The following is a 23,649-nucleotide window of genomic DNA, read 5'->3' as shown; positions in this document are numbered from 1 at the left end:
CGAAAGGGCCAATATTTAAACGTATTGGTTAGGCGTAGACCCACCGTAGATTGATGCATATTGCTGATTTACATGAGCTAGCTTGCGTGCAAAGGCTTTACCTTTGTAAGGAGCAAATGGGGCATTTGCTACCTCTTTACTTAAGTTCTTCTCAGCTAGTGATGCCACCCACCTATTAAACTCTCGTTGTTGAGACCCATCAAGAATGGCATTTAGACGTTGGATGTTATCAAAAAGAGTATCCTCCCCACGTTCTTTTTCTCCCTTTTCATTCATTCTCGCTAAGATCTCTTCAAACTTGTGCCAACTGTAAGTACTTTGTGACAACAAAGTGCAAATAGCGTCTTCTTGCTTTTCTTCCCAATTTAGAAGAAACGTTCGAGTAAGAGTATCTAGCATTCTGCCTATTGCTTCCGGCGGAAGCTGATCAAACGGTACACCGCTACGTGTCGATGTGTTTAAAATTCTATCGGAAAGAACGGCCGCCTCTTTTTCTAGAGCTAGGTATTTTTTTCTCTCAGCCTTTATAAAATCAATACTAGCTTTCCCAGCAGTAACTGCCATTTTAAGGGCATCATCTGGCGATTTGATAATATCAGCGGCAGCAAATGCAAAATAAGCAGCATCAACCAAGTATTCATACGCTTGGTTATTGATGTTCTTCAGCATCCGGTAATCTACATACTGAAGTCCTTGCCAGATTACTTTCGCTAAATTCCAAATTTCTTGTGCATTGATAGCAACCGCAAAACCGCCGCCACCGCCTGCCCCCCAAACCAACTTCGCAGATAGTTTTAAAAAAAATTGCCCCCCACGAAGGTAAAGCTCGAAATCTGCGTTATAACCACCACCAACGGAAACATTACCTTCGGTCTGAATTTCAGCCAAAGAGTTAAAGTTTGTGATTTGATCTATTTCTGGCGCTTTCCATTGAACGCCACCTGCAAACTCACCACTTAACTGGCCACCACCAAAAACACTGGCCTTGATGCCTATTTGACCGCCTCCTGCGATGCCCATGCTCACATGAGGGTCAAACAATATCCCTACATCATCACCCGTTTCCGGTCTTCTGTTACTGATACCTGCTTTTGCTTGAGCAACTACGCCCACAAAACAACCCACTTTCATTTTGGCATTAAAGCGAAAACTGCCAAAGGAGTGTAAGGCTGGCTGACCATTCGCATCGGTGTAATTTAGGCATGGCGTATAACCCGCATCGCTAGGTAAGAAGACTTCTGCCGTAATGGCCGCTTCAAAAGCAGAAAAGCCCGCAGAAGCACCTACACCTAAATCTACGTTTCCTTTCGCATTACCGTGCTCATCCTTCTCAAATGGGTTTAACTCAGCATCGACAGCCGCTTGCATTCCCCAGCGACCAAGTTGCGCCTCAGAACTCACCGCAAACATTGTATTGCCTTCATCGTCGCGTAAGAGTGTATCCGTCGATTTCCATTCAGCAATTTTTCCACCGGGCGCCTGCCACTTCGCAAGGTTAGCTTTAATATCAGGAGCTAGCTTTTTCTGCTCAAGGTCGCTGGTGATATCGTCAGCGATAGCTTTACCAAATTCTTTGATATTTCCCGTACGTAATGCTCGGTTTGCGTTGTTGGTATTAGAGGTGTTTCGCCAACTATTACGAACGGTAGTTTCCTCTTGAAAGAATGCTTCTCGAACATAGGTGTAAACGCCGCGATTAATCGAGTACAACTCTCTAACCCCAGTATTTGTTACAATGCCATCCAATGCTCTCTCTTTTACCGCCATTTTTTTAGCATCAACAGGCTTGCCAGAAGAGCTCTCTTTGGTTGGTGGGACTTTGGCCATCTTTTCCCACGTCGCAAGCTCTTTCTTAAGGTTTGGTACGACTGTCGCAGTCAAACGCTCTTTTAGCTCAATGGCTGAATCTTCGGAGCCAAACCAATTTGAGTATTCCTCAATGTAGCGGATACGCTTTTTCAACTCGGTTACTTTAGCGTTAGCCATTCGCTGGTTTTCTAAAGCTTTTTCTCTCTCAGCCTTTTCTTTTCGAGACTGTTCTGCTTTGACACTTGCTGGATTCTTACGGCTGGGATCTGGCAATATGCCTGCGTATATCAGGTCGGCGCATAGGGCTTCTCGCTTTTGCGTATGCTTTTCCAACTCAGCCCATGTTTCTTTGCCCGTTGGAGCTTGATGGACTAGGTCACTGTAGCATTGAAATAACTTCGTCGTTTCTTCGATTTCCTTATCAAGCTTTTCCACCGATTCTTTCGTTAGGCAATAGAATCGGTTCGCTGATTCACCCGTGGCAAAAATGATATCTTCAATTTCCTTTGGTTCACACAAAGGCGCCGCCACAATTGTCCCTTTCTCTTTTGGACACATTTTGGCGATTGGCTCTACCGGAAACTCGACAGGGATAGGCTCTTCCTCTTCCTGACTAGGAAGGATTAAGGTATCGCCAACTTGGATTAAATCAGGATTTGGTTGGTACTTGGGGTTTAGCTCTAACAAGATGTTGAAGTTAACACTTTGTTCGATACCGATGCCAATAAGGGTGTCACCGGGTTTAATTACGTAGGTTTTGTTACTCATGAAACGCGTCCATTACCATTGCTGCGCAATGTTTTGCATTGTGCTCAGTTGTTCTTGCGAGAGTGTCCAAGGTTGAATTGACGTAGTAGCCTTATTAGCGTGGAATAAGTTAATACTTAGCCATTGTTTGCTATGCCAATGCAGAGATGAGAGTAAAGGAAACATTTGTCGTCGCTCCTCATCACTTAATGCTGCCATTAAAGGTACTAGAGTTCTGGGCTCATAAAATCGAAACAATGCTTCTCCTTGATTGCGCGATACAAAGAGACGCTGACGCAATGAGGTTGCGACCTCCGAAGAAGAGTAAGATGGCGAACTCCAAACCAAACAACCACAAGGGGTCTGGCTCATCTTAGCTACGCATGCCTGAAGAGCCTCTTCTGATGATCCGATAGAAACTAAGACAGGCCCCTCATTGAGGTGTGATAGACGAGTACCAGCCATCAACGGGATAACCTCGAATGACTCAAGATGCGCCTCCAATTTCTTTTTCCATTCAGGCCAAAGAAGAGGTTCGATAATCGCGTACGCTTGTTGATTCGTAATTAGGTTCGGTTGGGCATTACCTTGAATTCGCCAGTTTGGATTTAGCTGTGTATTTGACATGTTTTACCGCTCCCACAATCACACAGTTCTTGCATTAAGCCACCATCTTCAACAAACCCTTTATAAGCGGCCGGAGACATAACAGGTGGTGTTTTCTTCGCTATAGATAATCCTTTAGGACGCCTTGTAGAAACACTGCTGTTGCCGTTTGCCGCGCCGCCCGGATTGATATCTACTTTTCCACCCGTTGCGGTGACACTACTCGCACCATCAATCGTAATGGAGGTGCCGTTTAAATGGATGTTGCCGCTGCTCTTTAGCACTAAGCTGGATGCGCCAACGAGGAGCTTGATTTCATCCGCAGAGACCACCGCTGTTTCGCCATCAGAGCGGATAGAGGTGTTGCCGTTGACTTCGACACTGAGGTTATTGCCGATGCTATGTGTATCGTCAGCCCCCACATCAATAGAGCGCGATGCCATGATTACCGTGTTTTGGTCTTGTCCTACATCCAATGAATCGTCTTTACCAATCAAAGTTTGACGATTTTCGTCGATGTACAAGTCTCGGTTGTTAGCTATTTTCTCGGATTCGTTGGCGTTGTAAGTAACGTGAACATCTTCATCAACTTGCTCCATAAAGGTTTGCTTAGTGATGGAGGTTTTATGCCCATCAATGACTTCTTTACGGTCGCCTAAGATGTTGTTTTCTTGGTTGTTGCCGACTTTTAACTCTTCATCATTACCGATATCTCGGTAACGGTTATTGAGCACTTTGGTCTTCATGTCTTTTTGAGCACGGAAGTGAACCTCTTCTTGGTCACTCTCATCCTCAAAATACATTTCGTTGTAACCTTCAGCCTTATGGCTTTGGGTTCTGAACACGGTGCGCGTTTTGTTTTCTGGTAATGGGTATGGCGGCGTGTGTAGACCGTTGTACACCGCGCCCGTCACTAATGGGCGGTCTGGGTCGCCTTCTAGGAAGGTCACAATCACTTCATGTCCAATGCGAGGTAGATAGACTGCTCCCCAGTTTGGTGCTGCCATTGATTGACTAACACGCAACCAACATGAACTATGTTCATCACTTTGTGCGTAGCGATCCCAATGGAACTGAACTTTGATGCGTCCATATTCATCGGTGTAAATTTCTTCACCCGCAGGACCAACCACAACGGCAGTTTGAGGACCATCAACGACAGGTGACGCCATTTTAGGTGCACGGAATGTCACGTCTCGTGGTAAGCAGATAAACTGATTGTGATAAGTTGTAGGCTCATCGCTCGACTCTTCTTCGTGCACACGAGGGTTAAAGCCTGTGTGCATCACCGTCAACATGAGGTAATCACGGTTGATGCCAGAGCGAGGATGCTGGCTGATATCGAAGCTGTAGCCTGAGGTAAGACGCATGATGTCGCTCGCGGCTTCAATCTGATGACTGTCCACCGTGTATTCGGACATCCACTCTGTTGCACGCTGCTGACCTAATTCTGGCGTTGTGTAACGACCAAGATAGTCGTAGCGCTGCAAATCAAAGTTTGGGCCTTCATCGGCGCTTGTACCTTGCGGAATTTTTGGCGTGAGATAGTTGTAATCGCCGTAACTCACTAACCCAGTACAAGTTCGATGGGTTTGCTCAAGGTCGAAAATATGCTCTCGGTCTGGCGTGCCACCACCTTGGGCATGATAAATCACTGGTCCTAGGTAAGAAGCATTGATAGGCGAACTGATAAGCTCTGGTATCGCATCATTGCTATCGACAATGACCATGGAATGTCCAGCGTCGCTATGTTCGAAATAGTACCAAAGCCCGTGCTCTGCCATTAATCGCTGAACAAAGTGCTGGTCATTCTCACGGTATTGAAGAACGTACTCTTTCGCTTCGTATTGCGCTGACAACTCAAAGCGGTAATCGCTCATGCCTGCATCATCAAAGACCTGACGAAGGATGTCCGGAGTGGTTTGCATTTGGAAAATACGACAGTCTTGGCGCTGAGTGAGAAACCAAAGGTGTGGAACCAAGGTAATATGATAGCGCGAGAAGCGGCGACCAGAGCCTAAGTAGCGGAGCTCAGAGATGCTGCCGTTAAACTGACGAGCCGTTCCCACCCCTTGACCAAACAGGCTCAGAACACCCATTTTTCGACTTAAGGCATCAAACGTGATGGTATCGTCATAGGACAATACCGTTAGATTCACTTCAAAGGGAGAAGAGACTGTTTCCGTGACCCGGAAGCTTTCGACTTTAAATGCACCGGAGAATCCAGAAACATCAAATGTGAAGTTTACATCATTAACCATACCATTCGGCTCTTATGACAACGAGGAAATAAGCGGAAAAGGATTCACCGCCACACGCTAAATAGTCGAACTGTATCAAGCTCTAGAGCACTCATCACCGTGGTGATTTGACGGAAAATGTGAGCATTCAATAGTGTATTCGATTGAGTAGGTAGAGAGATAGGATGTTCCAATCTGAAAGTTCACACTTTGTATAGTGATATGAGCGGATTAAGGCCATCTCTAACAGTTCAGTTTTGTGATATTGGTAAGCAAAAATATTTGAGAGTGACACGATACTTTAAAGAAGTTGCCCTAGAAGAAGATAAAAATTTGAGCCCGTAACGAATTGTTTTATGGATTAATACTCATCATGATTTGCCTGCCAGTCAAACTGTGATTAAATGCGCTTTAGTGCATATTTAAGGGAAGATTAATGGCAAGGAAAAGTGATGGCATCATCTGGCATTTGATGGATGCACCATGGTGGTTAAGTGTGATTTTATCGATAGGTGTGTATGTCGCCCTTTCATACGTATTACCAGAGCTTGCTGCCAGCAGTAACAACTTTGTTTTTAATGCTGGCGCCCCAAATCTTTCCATGTTCGCACCGTATTTTGCGTTGCTGTTTTTCATTCCCGCGCCGATTGCCTTTTTTAAACAATTTCAGAGAAGGCAGAGGTATCGGACGACCACTTCACATATTCGTTCGAGACGAGTAACCACGCCATTTCACCAATTAAACTGGCTAGAGTTTGAATCCTATGTCGGCGAGCACTTTAAGCATCAAGGTTATACCGTGAAGCAGTCTTTTTCACAAAAGCCTGACGGCGGCATTGATATTTGGTTGACGAAAGATGGTGAATTGAGCCTAGTACAATGTAAACACTGGAAGGCCAAGAAAGTTGGCATTCAGGTACTTCGAGAAATGTACGGTGTCATGATAGAGCACCACGCAAGCAAAATGATTATCGTCACGTCAGGAGACTTTACTTCGGAAGCCATTGCTTACGCGCAAGATAAACGCCTGTGGTTGGTCAATGGCTCAGAGCTGGTTCATATGATTGAGGATGGACGGAGCTTTGAAAATAAACCACCAAAGCCAACGAGCGACGTGAAACCGGTACCGAAAGTGTGCCCAAACTGTCAGTCTGTCCTTGTAAAACGAGTGGCGAAACGAGGAGTAAATAAAGGGAAGGCATTCTATGGTTGCACTTCGTTTCCAACGTGTCGATACACGATTGATTATTCAAAGCCTAATTAGCGATGCTGCTCCTAAAAGGCGTCTGATTAATGAGCGGTAATTGGCGTGTTTTGCTCAAAAACAAAAAAGGATAAAGACAGACTGTGGGCGGCTTTTCACATCCTTGTACGTCCCTATAGCTGTACTCAATGCTCTCACTTTAACCCACAGCTCGAAAAGCCGCATCGCTAGTTTAAGAGGCTTCTAAAGCACCAACAAGTGGGGATTGTCATCATACTTTGAAGTTATAGCGAGTCTCCCAAAATAGTATATGGAATCCACGTATTTACAAAGTGATTTAGCGATAACAAAGTTAAGATGCGTACGTATATTCGGCTTCTTGATGAAGGAGCTACCTTCTAGCCTTTGATGTTTGCGCACCTACCGTCCTTATCGAGCTAGCAGCTTCATGAGCATTACATTTCGGACAGGTTTTCAGTAGGTTGGTCTTACCTTTTGTGCTTCATCATTTTGTAAAATTATTGAATTTAGTAATGACTATTCAGTGAGTAATACAGGTTTATATTCGGTGTCATGACGGAGCATCGCCCATGCAGTCCGTACTACCTTGTTAGCTAAAGCGATACAGGCCTTCTTAAAACCAATACGGTCGATAATACTTCTGAGCCACTTATCCTTTTGAGTTTTGGGCCGTTCAGGTAGTCGCCCAACATACGACATCGCTCCTAAATAGAGCAGAGATCGAAGCTCTTTCACGCCACCGCATTTATCAATGCCAATCATAATAACTTTGCCGCCAGAACTATGCTGTTTCGGAGTCAAACCAACAAAAGCTGAAGCTTGTCTTCCATTCTTGAATTGTTTTCCGTCGCCAAGCGTGTTGTATAGCATTGCTGCAGTTGCCTCACCAACACCTTCTATCTTCATTAACCGCTGACACGGCTCTATTTGTCGTGTCAAAGCATTCTTTTCTTTCTCGAATGAGATGAGCTGTGCTTTTAATTCTTTGTACTGCTCCCAGAGCATAGATAGAACGGACACAACAGTTTTAGGTATTTGAGTTTCACCATCGAGTGCGGCATGAACAGAAGCTTTCAGGCCTTTCTCACCCCTAGGGTTAGCAACTCCATAACTTAAAATGGTACTTCTGATATGTAACCCTAAAGAAGCTACTGTGCGTGACAAAAATCGACGACTGCTTTCTAAAGATTGCATCGATTGTTGCTCAAGTGACTTGGGGCGACTGAACTTAATTCCTATCTGGATAGCTGCATTAGCAATTGCTAGTGCATCATTATGATCGGTTTTATGACCCTCTAAGTAACCTTTTACTTTCTTTGGGTTAATGAACCGCACTTCATGGCCGTACTTTTCTGCCAACTGTCCCCAATAGTGGCAACCACAACATCCTTCCATAGCAACAATTGAGGGCTTTGCTTTAGCAAGAAACTCTTTCATTTTTTTGCCGACTAAGAGGTCTATTAGACAGCATTTCACCATGAATACTGATATGACACACTTGAAGAACATTTTTTGCTAAATCGATAGCGATAACATTATTCGTCAACATATTAGAATCCTCGAATTTTCGTGACTCTGCTAAGTGTAGATTGACAGAGAAGGAGTGGATTCCATACATCAAGATAGGCTACTGATAATTCGAGGGATAACATTTGTTATCTTGGTTTGGCTATCTTGTTACTTTCGGTGGTTTGCCGCAATACTTGCCAAATGTCGGGTAAGCGGTGACCTAGCCTTTGTAACGTCATCACAATTTGAGATTGGTGATGTTCATCCGTTGGTGCGCCATGACCAAAGCGCAACTCTTTACAGCGTTGAGCTTGTGCTAGATGGTCAAAATCAGCCGTCAACTCTAACAAGGCTTTTTCTACTTGCCGGTAGTTAAAGCAACCTATCGACAAGGTTTGCGCGATGATGCTCAGCCCTAAGTGCATCGACATCATTTTTTGCAGCTCGCGCTGAATATCGGCACTATCATCAATGCGGTACTGCTCGTAGAAGGGCACTAAGAGCGGATATATGTGTGATGGCTTTAGGTTTGACATTAGACGCTGGCGCACGACTAAGGACGAGGCGTTAGGATGGCGTTCTAAAATATGTTCGATGCGACGCTGTAATTGTGCATCATTGAGTCTTCCCATCTCTTCTCAACGTTCAGCATTCAGATAACGTCATTTTGCCATATTGCGTCTCAAGCTTGACCAAGTATTTTGAGAGTTGTGTCGTATAATGGGAGCATTCATCGTCATAACACAGCAATACCATCATGCCTTGTAAACCTATTGATAATAAACTCTTTCTAGAGCACCTCAATGCGCTTCTTTCACACACTCGTGATAGTCGAACCGCTACGCCGGATGTGTCCGCTCTTTTGCCATTTGTTCGAGATGTTGTGCTTGAGGAAGTCGTCATCCACTGTCGAGGCAATCAAGCGAAAGCCTCAAGAATACTAGGATTGAATCGAGGTACGCTACGCACCCACGTGCGTCGAATAAACAAACAAAACAACTATGGCGCTCAATGACGGCGCTTGAGTACCTCTACTGACCGCAGAACTAAACCACTCTTTGATTTTGAATGCTTTATTGGGCAAACGGCACAGCTATTTTTTTCGCTCTCTCAGATACGACAAAGCCACAGGCAGGACCTGTGGCTTTGTATAACAGCGACAGAATGTTTTTCATTCAATTTGAAGAGGGAACGCATTCTGTGTGCAGCGCTGGGCGTTTTATCACCACAATAGGGAGGGAAAACACCTAAGCTTATCAGATGTCCTCGGTGGGCTGCTTTGCAATTATGCCAAGTTCAAATCGATACCATTACTTCTGGCCAGATAGTAAATAGTAACTCAAAGAAAAAGCAGGAATACCCGAGGCTCTCGAGCATAGTCTAAAATTGAGCGTTGAAAATCGCAAGTTTACCAGATGTCAAAATTAAGATAGTTGACGGTATTTTCCCTAAAAGAGTCCTGAAATGAACTTCTAGCAGCAAGTCATCATAAGAATAAATTGTCCAACAGGTTGTTGGACAAATTCTCGTTCCCAATTATGCAAGAGGCTCTTGCATAATTACGAAACAAGTTGTTTCGTAAGTCACTTTTGCCCCAAAGAATGTTAGCAAAGTTGAAAGTACGAGTACTTGTTAAATGTTATTTCAACACATGGGTAAATGGACAGGCAAATCACAGAGCAATCCTGTAGGTAAGAATAGAGCCCTCACGTGAGGGCTCTTCAGTTATTTTACACTATAAGATTTAGTGTAATTATCGACCAAATCTTGACCGCGCAGCTTATATGCAGTCAATTTATCTCGTATAGCAGCAATATTATTGAATTCATCATTTGATGATATCGACTCAAAGAAACTTCTTGCGTTATTTCGCAACTCTTCCAGTTTTTCTTCGTCGATGATCCTAATTTCTGGTTTTGGGGATGATGCATATTCGAATGATGTAGAAGGGTGGATCATTATTGGTGTATGTGTGCTTGTAAAATCATAATTATCAAGAAACCATTGTGAAGATCCATTTAGCTGGTTGCAGTACCCTTTACTTATGTTTTCAGAGGTCGCCTCGTTTTTGCATTCGATAACTAGGTAGTGTTGTCTACCAATAGACCATAGATTGTCAGGTCCTTTATTATAAGAGACCTCAGGTCTTTGACTATTGAAACCTAACATTTTTGCTAAATCATCTATTGCTGCTTCGAATCTGTTCGCAGAATTAGGTTTGAAATGTAGATCTTCAATTATGGCGTTCGCAGCAACAATCATCTTGCTTTTTATAAGGAATTTACTTTGAAGATAACTAGAACACTGCTCTGCTTGTTCATGTGTTAAATTGTTGACTTTCTTGTAATCTAGTCCTGCTAGCGGTTTCAACAGCCTTTGATTTAAAGCATTTGCTGAAAGGAGTATTCTTTGAGCTGCTGATTCATCGTGAATATTTGTATATTCTGCGAGTATTTGCTTCAGATATCCTTGTAGAGCTGAATCTGTACACCCGTTAGCTGCTTGCTCAATAGTCTCACAAGCTTTTAGGGTATTTCCTCGTACTGCGTATAAATATGCTTCATACAGTGATAATTTTATGCTTTTTACACCAACTCTTTCTTCGTATGTCAGTGAAGCAAGTTGCCCTTTGCTTACTCCGACCCAGCTTGAATTTTGCAAAAAGCAATAATCCATCAATTGTTCAAGCTCTGTTGCAGGCTTACCTTTAACTTGTTCGGCAATTTTCTCTGAAAGCTCCATTTGTGATCTTGTTGCCGGTGAAAAATTCTCTATAGCATTTTCTGTGTAAATTGTACTCGTTAATCGCTTTCCAGTAAGCATGACTACGCAGTAGTCGTCGTTTGAACGAACGCCTCGACCCATACCTTGTTCAATCCGCTGGATTTTCTCAACATTGTCATAATTGCTAGACATCAACGCAGATTGCTTTACACGATCAATCAAATGTCTTGCGTCAGGCAAACCATCAATGACCAAAAGCCTACAAGCATTTTGAGGTAAATCTATACCATCATATCTATTTGTTAAGACAACTAGCCCTACGTGCTGAGTCTTTAGACGTGATACTCCTTCACTTATGTTGCTAGAAGTCAAAGTTAGATCTGCGATGTTAGACCACTGCTGTGCTCGATATATGGACGGAGTAATTACAACGACATTGTGTTTTTTCGATACGCGACTGCATAGGTCTTTAATATCTTGGTCAGTTATTTGAGGATTAATTACTTGAGGTAGCAAGATCATACGGTCACCGACATCACCAGCAATGTCAGGTGTAATCGGATTGGATAGCTCATTGGGCATCACTCCGAAATGTGTTGATAGGATACTGTCATCTGCTAGCGTTGCTGTCATAAAGATCTTTCTTGATGCCTTTTCTAATGCAGGTATCACGGAAATAGGTATAAAGTGAGGGGATATCTCTATTCGACTAGAACTAAATACGCAGTTTGATAACAATAGGTGACTCTTAAGGAGTGGGTAAGAGAATTCGATACTTCGATCACTTTTTCCTTTTACTAGTATTTCAGTCACAGCAGATTGGTGTTTTTGCCAGCTCCAAAAAGGGACTTGCAAGAATGCACTTGGGTCGCCATTTATTATTTCATTGTACTTTGCTGTATTTTGGGAACTCAATGCACTAGCAAATGTACTTAGTAACTCGGTATAAATAGGAGATGATTGTGGTATAGACATCGTAAATTGTTGATCTACCGTGTCTAAGCATGCATGAGCATCATCTATGATGATACTTCCAATAGGTATTTTGATACCGTCGTCATCCACTCCAAAGACAGAACGCCCATTTACTAACTTGTGGATGTTAACTATAAGTATACTTTTTCCTGAAAGGTACCTCGGATCGTGTGGGTCTTCTGTTATTTCAATTCCTATTTCTCTGGCTTCTGAAACAACTTGTGCAACGAGGTAGTTATCAGGAACGACGTAAACAGCAGGCCCCTTTTTTTCGTTTAAACAACTTTTTAAAATGAGAAGCCCTACTGCCGTTTTTCCACCACCAGTATTCATTTTGACTACTAAATTATTAGTATCCTTCCTCTCGTACCATTTAGCCCAAACTTGACTCTGAACATCTCTTGGGTATTGGAATTTGCCGCTAATCTTAGGCAAGGCTTGGAAGATTTCTCTTGGAATGTAGGAGCTATCGACAGGGTTAGTGCCCCCTAATTGGCTAAAATCTAACATGTTATGTCCTTAGTATTATTCAATCTGTGATTAAGCAACATAATACATAACGGTTCTCTTTTTTTCTTGCCCTAGTTCACGAGGGGCGGTAATTTGTGTTATAGAATTCCAATAAGTTAGGCATGTGAGCGTTCTTATCCAACGGAAAGTAGTTGTCTTACGTTATCACTGTTCTAATGGATTATATGTTTGACAATTTTTGGACTGTGTTAGGAATACTGCAGAAGTGACTCTAGGCGGCGTAGATACTGATCACGTGTCTTCAAAAACCATGGAATGTAAGAACATTAAAGGTTTGTACTTCATCGGTGAAGTGATGGACGTAACCGGCTGGTTAGGCGGCTATAACTTCCAATGGTGCTGGTCGAGCGGCTTTGTTGCTGGTCAGTGGGTGTAACTCGCTAAGTAAAAGAATTGAAAAAGACCGAGCCAGTGCTCGGTCTTTTTTATTTAAATAACTTCTCTGCACGAACTGGGGCGCTAAAGCGGAAGCCCTGTCCATAGATACAGCCGCGCTCAAATAAGTATTGGGCTTGTTCGTCAGTTTCGATGCCTTCGGCAACCACTTTCAATGACAGGGTTTGTCCCATGGCGATGATGGCATTCACGATCGCATTGCTGTCGGTGTTGCTTGGAACATCGCTTACGAAAGAGCGGTCGATCTTCAATTTGTTGATTGGCAAACCTTTGAGGTAAGACAGTGACGAGTAACCGGTACCAAAGTCATCAAGAGAGATCTCAATGCCAAGCTCGCGCAGCAAGTTGAGTGATGCGATGGCTTGTTGTGGGTCGATCAGTAGGAAACTCTCTGTGATTTCTAGCTCTAGACGGTGCGCCGGAAATCCGGTCTCTTTGAGAATCACCCCAAGTTTGCTGATGAAGTCTGATTGTTGTAGCTGAAGAGCCGATACGTTCACCGCAAGCTTGCCAAATTCAATGCCGTTATCCAGCCATGCACGACCCTGCAAACAAGCTTGCTCCAAGACCCATTTACCAATGCTTTGAATCAAGCCAGTTTTCTCTGCAATCGGGATAAAATCTGCCGGAGAAATCATTCCAAGATCAGGATGTTGCCAGCGTAGCAGGGCTTCTACGCCAACCAGTTCGTTTGCACTTAAGTTGTATTGCGGTTGGTACGCTAAATGAAGTTGGTTTTTCTCAATCGCTTCATGCAAAGCGGACTGCATACGCACGTGAGACACGGATTTATCGGTTAAATCCGGTGAGTAGAACGCGTAGCCGTTACGACCGTTTTTCTTCGCCAAGTACATGGCAGTATCGGCATTCTTGAGCAAGGTTTCGCTGTCTTGTCCGTCTTGAGGATAACGAGCCACGCCCACGCTGGTGGAGATGCGCAGAGACTCGTTCTTACTGACTTCAAAAGGACGGTTGAACAGGCAGAGTATGTCCTCAATAGTGTCGATAAGCTGCGAATCCGACTCGATATTCGGCAATATGATGACAAACTCATCGCCACCAATACGTGCCACATGGGCGCGTAAATGTAACACATCTTGCAGACGTTCAGCGAGTTTAGTCAGCAGCTGGTCACCACAGAAGTGTCCCATGCTGTCGTTGATGTGCTTGAAGTGGTCGATATCGAGGAATAGAGTCGCAAACGCGTGTTGATGCTTCTGACCGTTCTCAATGTGCTGTTCTAGCAAGCTGATCAAATGAGTACGGTTAGGAAGGTTGGTCAATGGATCGTAAAACGCCATGCGTTGTAGCTTTTCTTCGTGCGCTTTTCGTACCGAGATGTCTTCGAATACACAGATGTAGTTGATCAGATGGTTCTTATCGTCCATCACCGCGCTGATGGTGGCGAGTTGTGGGTAAATGCTGCCATCTTTTTTGCGGTTGATGAACTCGCCTTTCCATTGCCCTTTGCTTTCCAACTGACGCCACAATTGTTGATAAAACTCGCGGTCGTGATGCCCAGAACGCAAGATATTTGGGTTCTTACCTATCACTTCTTCTGCTGCGTAACCAGTGATGTGAGTGAAGGCGCTGTTTACATCAAGAATGTTGGCTTTGCGGTCGGTGATTACCATCCCTTCGTGGGAGTTATCGAAGATTTTCGACGCCAATGACAACTGAGTTTCTACCATTTTTCGACGAGTGACGTTGCGTGTCATACCCAAAATACCAATTAGCTCTCCGGTTTGATTGCGGATTGGCGACTTGATGGTTTCCAACCAGGTTGGGTTGTTGTTGTCATCAATTAGGGTGCACTCTTCAACCGTGTTTTGGCTGCCCGTGGCTATCACCAGCTGGTCGGTATCAATGAACTTCTTCGCTCTACGGCTGCTGAACAACTCGAAGTCATTCTTGCCGACGATTTCACTGCCGGTCATTTGCCAAGAGTCTTCAACGCTGCGGTTGGTCATCGCGTAGCGACCATCGGTGCTTTTTATCCACGTGTGATCTTCTAAGCAATCAATGAATTCTTGCAGGGATGGCAGTAAGTCTGGCAATTGAACATCGTGACGCTGCTGCTCTTTATGGTAAGTCTGAGCAACATCAAAGCCGACACGTCCAGCCAATGCGCTTAACCACCCACAAATGACAGTATCTTGCTCAGTTGGATGAACCAACGCGAAGGCAGCAAACAGCTCACCGCTCGGAAGCCATACTGGGCAGTAACTTAAGGTTTGGTTTTGAAAGGGTGTTTGTTCAACAACAAGCTGAGGATAGATAAAGTGCTCAGTGGCGGGTTCGAGAATCGCGACGATTTCACGATGATGTTGCGGCGACGTCGCCACCTCACTCAAGCGCCATTGGCGAGTGTAGCTGAAAGTATAAAGCTGACCGTGCGCCTGTGTGGCATCACAGCATTGTTGCAGAGCCTGTTTCCAGTCTGTCATCAATGCAGGGGAGATAGCGAAGCGAAACATAATTAATAAAGCATCCTGAAACGCCCTTGGAATAGTATGGTGAACATCTGACTCAGCGTTCATATCGGGCTTTGGCTATATCGTATCCAAAGCCCGAACAAATCCAAGCAAGGAACACTTCATTAATCGAGTAAACTGTTAGCTAGCTCTCTTTTTTATAAATCGCGTCTCATTTTTGCAATAGTTTCGGACGTCATCATTGAGCGGTGTTCGCCTGTTTTTGCTTTTTGCCGAACTTCACTTGTTGAATCACCAAGCCGCTGATGATCAGCACCAAGCCAATCAAAGTGGATGGGTGAATCTCTTCACCAATGATGGTGGCAAGTAGCATGAGGGAGATGAATGGTGAAGCGAAAATCAGGTTGCTGATGCGTGCGGTGTTCTCGGTGAGTTTGAGTGCCGTTAGCCACAACACGAAGGTTACGCCCATCTCAAACAGACCAACATAAGTCACTGCCGCCCAACCTTTCGCGGTGATTTGGCTCCAGTCAGCGCCTTCATAAATGCTTAAACCAATCGCAAACGGAATCGCAACCAGAAAGCCCAATAGCACGCCCACCACAGGGTCGGCTTTGTTTTTGGTGTTGAGAATCCAGTAGCTTGCCCACAGCAATGTTGAAAGTAGCGCTAATCCCACACCAAGCGGACTTTCGAATTCCATTCCTAACACGTTACCTTTGGTGGCAATTACGATGACGCCCAAATAACTAAAACCACAAGCAATCCAATCTTTATTGCGGATCTTCTGACCCAAGAAAACCGCCGCCATCAAGGTTAGCGTGATCGCCCAACTGTAGTTGATCGCCTGTGCTTGGGAGGCTGGCAATAAGTCGTATGCTTTAAACAAGATGAGGTAGTACGCCAGTGGGTTAATCAATCCGAGCAGTAAGTAGTACCAAGGATTGGCAAGAAACGTTGAACTGAGTTGATTCAACTTGCCCTGCACGCCACATACCACGATGAGCGCGATAGCCGAGACAATACTCGCCATGGTCAGCATCTGAATCGGTGAGAATTCCGCCAAAGTCAATTTAAATGCGGTCGCTACTGTTGACCAAAGTAATACCGCTGATAGCCCAAATCCTAGGGCGCGACGCTCGTTCATGATGCCTCTGTGTGATGATGTACCGCTCATCGCTGTTGGTTTGAGCAGGTGTGAGTATGTTGTACGGAGCGCCTAGTGTATGCGAGGATTTTTCATCCAACAAACTGGACATTTATCCAGTGTGTAAATACCATTATTAAAGATAAAAAACACAGGCTAACTCGCTATTATGCAATGGATTCTTGAGCATCAATCTCTCATTCTGTCTTCTCTTTTTACCGCGACCATCAGCGGTGTTGCTGTGAGTTGGTGGGTTAAACAACGCTTTGCCACGCAAACTCAATTGCTCGAACAACAGCTCTCCTCTGAAAAACAGCTTCATCAACAACAACTTGAACAGGTGAAGCAAAGCCTTGCCGAAGCGCAGCAAGAATTAGATGAGCTTGATGACGAGCGCGATAAAGCGGCTTTCGAGGTGCGCCAAACTCACGGTAAATTGATGGCGGCGATGGAAAAGCTGCGTTACTTCGAAGCAGTGAAGCAAGAGCGTCAGCAGTATTTTGATGAGCTAGGGCAGATGCGTGAGCACAAATCGCGCCTTGAAACCCAACTTGGTGAGCAGCAAGCGCGCCATGAGCAAATCAACCAAGCTAATGCAGAAAAGCTGCAAATTCTTGAGCAAGCAGAAGTGCGTTTGAAGCAGCAATTTGAACACCTAGCGAATCAGTTATTTGAAGAGAAAACCGCCAAAGTCGACATGCAAAACCGTCAGAGTTTGGAAGGTTTGCTGTCTCCACTCAAAGAGCAGCTAGAAGGGTTCAAAAAACAAGTTAACGATAGCTTTAGCCAAGAAGCCAAAGAGCGTCACACCTTGGTGCATGAGTTGAAGAACCTGCAACGCTTGAATGAGCATATGACCCGAGAAGCGGTCAATCTGACTCAAGCTCTGAAAGGTGACAACAAACAACAGGGTAACTGGGGTGAAGTGGTTCTGGCTCGTGTATTGGCAGAATCTGGTTTACGTGAAGGGCACGAGTACCAAACTCAGGTGAGCTTGCAAAACGAAGCTGGCAAACGCTATCAACCTGATGTGATTGTTCACTTACCGCAAAACAAGCAAGTGGTGGTCGATTCGAAAATGGCGCTGGTGGCGTACGAGCGCTACTTCAACGCAGAGAACGACGTTCAACGTGAACAGGCGCTGAGCGATCACCTAGCCGCGCTGCGCGCGCATATCAAAGGCTTGAGCCTTAAGGATTACCATCAGTTAAAAGGTATCCAGAGCTTAGATTATGTGTTGATGTTTATTCCGGTGGAGCCTGCATTCCAAGTTGCGATTCAAGCTGACCCAAGCTTGGTTAAAGATGCGATGGAACAAAACATTATTTTGGTCAGCCCTACCACTTTGCTGGTGGCGCTACGTACGATAGATAATTTATGGCGTAACGAGCGCCAAAACGAAAACGCCCAATTGATCGCGGAACGAGCGGCGAAGCTGTACGACAAACTCCGCTTGTTCATTGACGATATGGAAGGACTGGGCGGCGCATTAGACAAAGCCAACCAAACGTACCAAGGGGCGATGAATAAACTGGCGACAGGGCGTGGCAACGTGATTCGTCAGGCTGAAAGTTTTAAGCAACTTGGCGTTGAGGTGAAACGTCCAATCTCGCCAGATCTTGCTCAGTTGGCGCAGACAGAGTCATTTTCGGAAAATGCTTCTTTAGTAGAAAGACATCCGGCTGAGGATAAAGTAAACTAATCGCCCGCAGTACAGTGGGCGACCCTATTTGTTATCAACCGCCCCGTAGTGAGAAAGTGCTGCCCAAGAGGAATCAGAATGACGGACACAAGTGTGCAATCGAATACAGCGTTAGATAACGACACTACCCACTTTGGTTTTACCACAGTGGCAAAAGACGAAAAAGTGACCAAAGTTGCCGAAGTTTTCCACTCAGTGGCAGCAAAATACGACATCATGAATGACTTGATGTCAGGTGGCGTTCATCGCCTTTGGAAGCGTTTTACTATTGATTGCAGTGGCGCTCGTCCGGGACAACGCGTTCTCGACCTAGGTGGTGGTACTGGCGATCTGACGGCGAAATTCTCGCGAATTGTTGGCGACCAAGGTCACGTGATCTTAGCGGACATCAACAACTCAATGCTAAATGTAGGTCGTGACAAACTGCGCGACAACGGCATTGTTGGTAACGTACATTACGTTCAAGCGAACGCAGAAGAACTGCCGTTTCCAGATGATTACTTTGACGTAATTACTATCAGCTTCTGTCTGCGTAACGTCACCGATAAAGACAAAGCGCTGCGCTCTATGTTCCGCGTATTGAAGCCAGGTGGTCGTCTGTTGGTGCTTGAGTTCTCAAAACCAATCCTAGACCCGCTATCAAAAGTGTACGATGCATACTCATTCCACCTATTGCCAAAAATGGGTGAACTAGTGGCAAACGACGCAGACAGCTACCGTTACCTAGCAGAATCTATCCGCATGCACCCAGATCAAGACACGCTGGAAGGCATGATGAAAGAAGCGGGCTTTGAAAACACCAAATACTACAACCTAACGGGTGGTATTGTGGCGCTGCACCGCGGCTACAAATTCTAAGGATAAGCGGTATGCCATTTGAACCTCTTATCACTGCCGTTATTGAAACGACACTAAATACGCTGATTAAAGACGATCCTGAATTGGGTCGTCGTTTGTCACGTCTTAAAGGTCAGGTGATTCAAATTCATCTGAAGGAAATCAATAAGACGCTGACGTTCATCTTCAGCCAGCAAATTGATGTTTTGGGTAATTACGAAGGTCAGCCAGATTGTTATCTGTCGCTGAATCTAAGCGTACTGCCTGAGCTACGCGATCAAGCCAACATCACTCGCCTTATCAAGCAAGATAAACTTGAGCTTGAAGGTGACATTCAATTGGCACAGAAATTCTCTCAATTGATGGTGGATTGCAAACCCGATATCGAAGAGTGGCTGTCTCGCGTGACAGGTGATGTCGTGGCACATACTTTTGTGCAAGGCACCAAAAACGTCGGCGGTTTCTTTGCTTCTCAAGCAGAAAAACACCAGCGCCATCTTGCTCAAGTGGTAACAGAAGAGTGGAAACTGGCGCCAGCACCGCTAGAAATTGCCCACTTCTGTGACCAAGTGGATGACGTTCGCAGCCAAGCTTCTCGCGTTGAAGCGCGCCTAAACGCACTACTAAACAAATTCGATTCGGATAAGCCTGCGCTGGAGAACTCATGACGCCAGCAGAAATAAAGCGCTTATACCACATCATTAAAGTTCAGCTGGAATACGGCTTGGATGAGTTGTTGCCCGATCATCAACTGACCAAAGCGCCGCTTTTGATGCGCAAAAGCCTATTCTGGATGAAGAACAAGCACCCAGAAAAACCTCTGGGTGAACGCCTTCGTCTCGCTCTGCAAGAACTTGGTCCAGTTTGGATTAAGTTCGGTCAGATGATGTCGACTCGCCGTGACCTTTTCCCTCCGCATATCGCTGATCCTCTTGCGCTTTTGCAAGACCAAGTTGCGCCATTTGATGGGCAGTTAGCGAAAGAACAAATGGAACTCGCTCTGGGCGGTCCATTAGAAAACTGGTTTACTGAATTTGATATCAAACCGTTAGCGTCTGCGTCGATTGCTCAGGTGCATACGGCTCGATTAAAAGACACTAACCAAGAAGTGGTATTAAAGGTCATCCGTCCAGATATTCGTCCGGTCATTGATTCAGATCTAAAACTGATGCACCGAATGGCGCGTATAGTCGCCGGAGCGATGCCTGAAGCACGTCGTTTGAAACCAGTTGAAGTGGTTCGAGAGTACGAAAAAACCTTACTTGATGAACTCGATTTGCGTCGTGAAGCGGCGAACGCGATTCAACTGCGTCGCAACTTCGAAGGCAGTGAAGAGCTTTACGTACCAGAAGTTTTTCCTGACTTTAGTAATGAAACTGTCATGGTTTCTGAGCGAATATATGGCATCCAAGTCTCTGATATTGAAGGCTTGGAAGCGAATGGCACCAATATGAAATTGCTCGCGGAACGCGGTGTGAGTGTGTTCTTCACTCAGGTGTTCCGAGACAGCTTTTTCCACGCCGACATGCACCCGGGCAACGTGTTCGTTAAACCGGAGCATCCAGAGAATCCGATGTGGATTGGGCTGGATTGCGGGATCGTTGGTACACTTAATAGTGAAGACAAACGCTATCTGGCGGAAAACTTCCTCGCTTTCTTCAATCGTGACTACCGCCGCGTAGCGGAACTGCACGTTGATTCGGGGTGGGTACCTGCCGATACCAATGTCGATGAATTTGAATTTGCGATTCGCATTGTGTGTGAGCCAATCTTTGCTAAACCACTGTGTGAAATCTCTTTCGGTCACGTATTGTTGAACCTGTTCAACACTGCGCGTCGATTCAATATGGAAGTGCAGCCGCAGCTTGTATTGCTACAAAAAACGCTGTTGTACGTCGAAGGACTGGGTCGTCAGTTGTACCCGCAACTAGATTTGTGGGAGACCGCGAAACCTTTCCTTGAAGAATGGATGATGAACCAAGTCGGTCCGCAAGCTTTAGTGAATGCCATTAAAGACCGCGCGCCGTTTTGGGCAGAGAAATTACCGGAACTGCCGGAGCTGCTTTACGATAGCCTTAAACAAGGTAAAGCCATGAATCAACGCATGGATCAGCTTTATCAAGGTTACCGTCACAGCAAGCGTCAGCAGGCGACAGGAAAGTTTTTATTTGGCGTTGGAGCCACTTTAGTCGTATGCTCGGCAATATTGGTGGATAACGCTTATGAGCAGCTATCGATCGCTAGCGGTATCGCAGGGGTCACATTTTGGTTGCTTAGTTGGCGAGCTTATCGTCGATAGACGTTAAACTCTTGAAATAATTTTGTTTAAAGACCCGAGGTAAAAAGAATGGGTGGTATCAGTGTTTGGCAACTTCTAATCATTGCTGTAATTGTTGTATTGCTATTCGGAACTAAGAAACTACGCGGTATCGGTGGCGATCTGGGTGGTGCCGTTAAGGGCTTCAAAAAAGCAATGAGCGAAGATGAGCCTGCGAAGAAAGACGACAAAGACGCAGACTTCGAGCCAAAAAGTCTAGAAGAGCAGCAAAAGAAAGAAGCAGCTCCTGAATCGAAAAAAGACAAAGAGCAGGCGTAAAACGTGTTTGATATCGGTTTTTGGGAACTGGTATTAATATCTGTTGTTGGTCTGGTTGTTCTTGGTCCAGAGCGTTTGCCACATGCCATCCGCAGTGTCTCTCGTTTTGTCGGAGCAGCGAAGAGTATGGCAAATAGCGTCAAAGACGAGTTGTCACACGAGCTGAAAGTTCAAGAACTGCAAGAAAACTTGCGCAAAGCTGAGCAAATGGGGATGGATGATCTATCTCCTGAGCTGAAATCTTCGGTCGAAGAATTGAAGAAAGCGGCGCAATCTGTAAACCGCCCTTACGCGGAACCAACCAAATCAGAAGCGGAGCCTAAACAAGAGGCACCTGCGACTGAAACCGTTGAGAAAGCGGAAGAGATTAAGGTTACAGCGGCAGATAAGAAAGCCGAATAGTCTCATTAGGAGGAGCTACTAGTGATTGGTAGCTCCTTTTTGATCAGGTTTTAAAAAAGAGGTTTGCCATGTCTACCGTCGAGCAGACACAACCTTTAATTAGTCATTTATTAGAACTTCGCAACCGACTGCTCAAAGCCATTGCTGCAGTATTGGTGGTGTTTGTTGGACTAATTTACTTCTCTAACCACATCTATGAGTTTGTTTCAGCGCCTTTGGTAGAACGCCTACCTGAAGGTGCAACGATGATCGCAACCGATGTGGCTTCACCGTTTTTCACACCTTTGAAGCTAACCTTGATTGCTTCGGTGTTTATTGCGGTGCCGTTTATCTTGTACCAAGTATGGGCCTTTGTAGCGCCAGGTTTGTACAAGCATGAACGTCGATTGATCATGCCATTGCTGTTCTCTAGCTCATTGTTGTTCTACTGCGGTGTGGCGTTTGCTTACTTCGTGGTATTCCCACTGGTGTTTGGCTTCTTTACCGCTATCTCTCTTGGTGGAGTAGAGTTCGCAACCGACATCTCAAGTTACCTCGACTTTGTACTAGCGCTGTTTATGGCGTTTGGTATCGCGTTTGAAGTACCTGTAGCGATTATCTTGCTATGTTGGACTGGCGCAACCACACCACAAGATCTGAAAGAGAAGCGCCCATACATTATCGTGTGTGCGTTTATTGTCGGTATGCTACTCACGCCGCCGGATATGATCTCGCAAACTCTACTGGCAATCCCGATGTGTTTGCTGTTTGAGGTGGGTTTGTTCTTCGCTCGTTTCTACACACGTAAAGATGAAGAAGAAGAGACGGAAGCTGAAGAGTAACCTTTGCTTCGTACTATAGAAAAGCGGCTTTGTTAGCCGCTTTTTTTGTTTTCAGCCCTAAACCACCTACTTCAGTAGGTGGTTATCATCCGTTTCGGCTTTGCCTGTAAAACTACTCATGCTAAATGCGTCTTTGATTTTTCCAGAAGTCAAAGAGGACAAATAACATGAGTAGATACAATCAAGCTTCCCACGTATTTTGGCGATGTCAATACCATATAGTGTGGACTCCAAAGTATCGATTTAGGATCTTGAAGAACAATATAGGTAAAGAAGTTTATCGATGTATTTATGTTTACTGTAATCAACTTGGATGTGAAGTAGTAGAGTTAAACATACAAGTTGACCACGTGCATTTAGTAGTAAAGATTCCACCAAAGCTATCGATATCCAAGTTGATGGGGGTATTGAAAGGCAAAATAGCCTTAAAGCTATTTAGTAAGTTCCCTCATCTTAGGAAGAACAGGCTTTGGGGTAATCACTTTTGGCAAAGAGGCTATTTTGTCGATAGTGTTGGAATCAATGAAGAAATCATACGCCGATATGTAAGACATCAAGAGAAGCAAGAGCGAGTAGAGCAGCACCAGTTGGCGTTGGATTAAACAAAGGCCCCCTTTTAGGGGGCTCACACAAAGCCACCTTCTTTAGAAGGTGGTAATTTACATTTTCAAAACCTAGCCAAATTATCTCACGCGCTTTATGTATCCACATTGTGAGCAAACATACACCTCTTTAATCCCCAATAATTTCTCCCAAAGCCTGCGCTGACGACGTTGTAAGTAACCCCCATGTTTGCACATACATATCCCTATTTTTATTGTTGTTTACTTGGGAAACTTTATGTGATGTTAGTTCTAATGTTAAATGAGGCTTCTATATGCGACTCAGTAGGTTATCTACCAAATCAATACGGTCACATTTAACAGAATAAAGTTCTAATTAACTTG

Annotated in this window: 16 protein-coding genes and 2 pseudogenes; 10 read left to right on the top strand and 8 right to left on the bottom strand. The window is 44.8% G+C overall.

The features are described 5' to 3' along the window. Positions 1–15: 15 nt before the first annotated feature. Genes KJB05_RS17650 through tssI form a run of 3 tightly spaced genes read right to left on the bottom strand, consistent with a single transcriptional unit; the run spans position 16 to position 5,423 of the window. The gene (locus KJB05_RS17650) at positions 16–2,577 is read right to left on the bottom strand and encodes a LysM domain-containing protein (RefSeq protein WP_213053096.1); all 2,562 of its coding nucleotides are present in this window, start codon (positions 2,575–2,577) and stop codon (positions 16–18) included. 12 nt (positions 2,578–2,589) lie between these two features. Next, entirely contained in the window at positions 2,590–3,183 is a 594-nt protein-coding gene (locus KJB05_RS17645) for a DUF4123 domain-containing protein (RefSeq protein WP_065645817.1), read from the bottom strand. After that, complete coding sequence (gene tssI, locus KJB05_RS17640) at positions 3,165–5,423, bottom strand: type VI secretion system tip protein VgrG (protein WP_065645818.1); 2,259 nt, start codon at positions 5,421–5,423, stop codon at positions 3,165–3,167. The genes KJB05_RS17645 and tssI overlap by 19 nt, the downstream gene beginning before the upstream one ends. A 415-nt stretch (positions 5,424–5,838) precedes the next feature. Between tssI and KJB05_RS17635 the strand changes: the two genes are divergently transcribed. Then, on the top strand, positions 5,839–6,666 hold the full coding sequence (locus tag KJB05_RS17635) for a restriction endonuclease (protein WP_208446200.1): 828 nt from the start codon (positions 5,839–5,841) through the stop codon (positions 6,664–6,666). Between the two features lie 477 nt (positions 6,667–7,143). Here KJB05_RS17635 and KJB05_RS17630 read toward each other — a convergent pair. The 3 genes and pseudogenes from KJB05_RS17630 to KJB05_RS17615 all read right to left on the bottom strand — a co-directional run bounded on the left by KJB05_RS17630 (position 7,144) and on the right by KJB05_RS17615 (position 12,345). After that, a pseudogene (locus KJB05_RS17630) lies at positions 7,144–8,176 on the bottom strand (IS110 family transposase). A 106-nt stretch (positions 8,177–8,282) separates the two neighbouring features. Beyond that, positions 8,283–8,768, bottom strand: a complete 486-nt coding sequence (locus tag KJB05_RS17625; protein WP_065645820.1) for a hypothetical protein — start codon at positions 8,766–8,768, stop codon at positions 8,283–8,285. Between the two features lie 1,093 nt (positions 8,769–9,861). After that, positions 9,862–12,345 (bottom strand): DEAD/DEAH box helicase, encoded by a 2,484-nt coding sequence (locus tag KJB05_RS17615; RefSeq protein WP_065645822.1) that lies wholly within the window; start codon positions 12,343–12,345, stop codon positions 9,862–9,864. A 217-nt stretch (positions 12,346–12,562) separates the two neighbouring features. On the opposite strand from KJB05_RS17615, the pseudogene KJB05_RS17610 reads away from it, so the two are divergent. Further along, positions 12,563–12,742 (top strand): annotated as a pseudogene (locus KJB05_RS17610) (NAD(P)/FAD-dependent oxidoreductase); the annotation flags it as partial. A gap of 49 nt (positions 12,743–12,791) precedes the next feature. On the opposite strand, the gene KJB05_RS17605 reads toward KJB05_RS17610, so the two are convergent. Both KJB05_RS17605 and KJB05_RS17600 read right to left on the bottom strand, forming a co-directional pair. Further along, complete coding sequence (locus tag KJB05_RS17605) at positions 12,792–15,239, bottom strand: GGDEF and EAL domain-containing protein (protein ID WP_208446199.1); 2,448 nt, start codon at positions 15,237–15,239, stop codon at positions 12,792–12,794. A gap of 196 nt (positions 15,240–15,435) precedes the next feature. Continuing rightward, complete coding sequence (locus KJB05_RS17600) at positions 15,436–16,344, bottom strand: DMT family transporter (RefSeq protein ID WP_029788974.1); 909 nt, start codon at positions 16,342–16,344, stop codon at positions 15,436–15,438. A 169-nt stretch (positions 16,345–16,513) separates the two neighbouring features. On the opposite strand from KJB05_RS17600, the gene rmuC reads away from it, so the two are divergent. The 8 genes from rmuC to tnpA all read left to right on the top strand — a co-directional run bounded on the left by rmuC (position 16,514) and on the right by tnpA (position 23,304). Continuing rightward, positions 16,514–18,046, top strand: a complete 1,533-nt coding sequence (gene rmuC, locus KJB05_RS17595) for a DNA recombination protein RmuC (RefSeq protein ID WP_208446198.1) — start codon at positions 16,514–16,516, stop codon at positions 18,044–18,046. A gap of 78 nt (positions 18,047–18,124) precedes the next feature. After that, positions 18,125–18,904 (top strand): bifunctional demethylmenaquinone methyltransferase/2-methoxy-6-polyprenyl-1,4-benzoquinol methylase UbiE, encoded by a 780-nt coding sequence (gene ubiE, locus KJB05_RS17590; protein ID WP_005434558.1) that lies wholly within the window; start codon positions 18,125–18,127, stop codon positions 18,902–18,904. An 11-nt stretch (positions 18,905–18,915) separates the two neighbouring features. Further along, positions 18,916–19,551 (top strand): SCP2 domain-containing protein, encoded by a 636-nt coding sequence (locus tag KJB05_RS17585; RefSeq protein ID WP_005448553.1) that lies wholly within the window; start codon positions 18,916–18,918, stop codon positions 19,549–19,551. Next, the gene (gene ubiB, locus KJB05_RS17580; protein ID WP_005434553.1) at positions 19,548–21,182 is read left to right on the top strand and encodes a ubiquinone biosynthesis regulatory protein kinase UbiB; all 1,635 of its coding nucleotides are present in this window, start codon (positions 19,548–19,550) and stop codon (positions 21,180–21,182) included. Before KJB05_RS17585 ends, ubiB begins: the two co-directional genes overlap by 4 nt. 48 nt (positions 21,183–21,230) lie before the next feature. After that, on the top strand, positions 21,231–21,479 hold the full coding sequence (gene tatA / locus KJB05_RS17575) for a Sec-independent protein translocase subunit TatA (protein WP_005429959.1): 249 nt from the start codon (positions 21,231–21,233) through the stop codon (positions 21,477–21,479). Between the two features lie 3 nt (positions 21,480–21,482). Beyond that, the gene (gene tatB / locus KJB05_RS17570) at positions 21,483–21,881 is read left to right on the top strand and encodes a Sec-independent protein translocase protein TatB (protein WP_005430029.1); all 399 of its coding nucleotides are present in this window, start codon (positions 21,483–21,485) and stop codon (positions 21,879–21,881) included. A gap of 68 nt (positions 21,882–21,949) precedes the next feature. Continuing rightward, positions 21,950–22,702, top strand: coding sequence for a twin-arginine translocase subunit TatC (gene tatC / locus KJB05_RS17565; protein WP_208446197.1), 753 nt, complete (start codon positions 21,950–21,952; stop codon positions 22,700–22,702). 167 nt (positions 22,703–22,869) lie between these two features. Beyond that, a complete protein-coding gene (gene tnpA, locus KJB05_RS17560; RefSeq protein ID WP_033007908.1) occupies positions 22,870–23,304 on the top strand; it encodes an IS200/IS605 family transposase in 435 nt (144 codons plus the stop codon). The last annotated feature ends 345 nt before the right edge of the window (positions 23,305–23,649 follow it).

This window comes from Vibrio sp. B1ASS3, assembly GCF_905175355.1.
In the GTDB taxonomy this organism is placed as follows: domain Bacteria; phylum Pseudomonadota; class Gammaproteobacteria; order Enterobacterales; family Vibrionaceae; genus Vibrio; species Vibrio owensii.
This window is presented reverse-complemented; position numbering and strand designations above follow the sequence as displayed.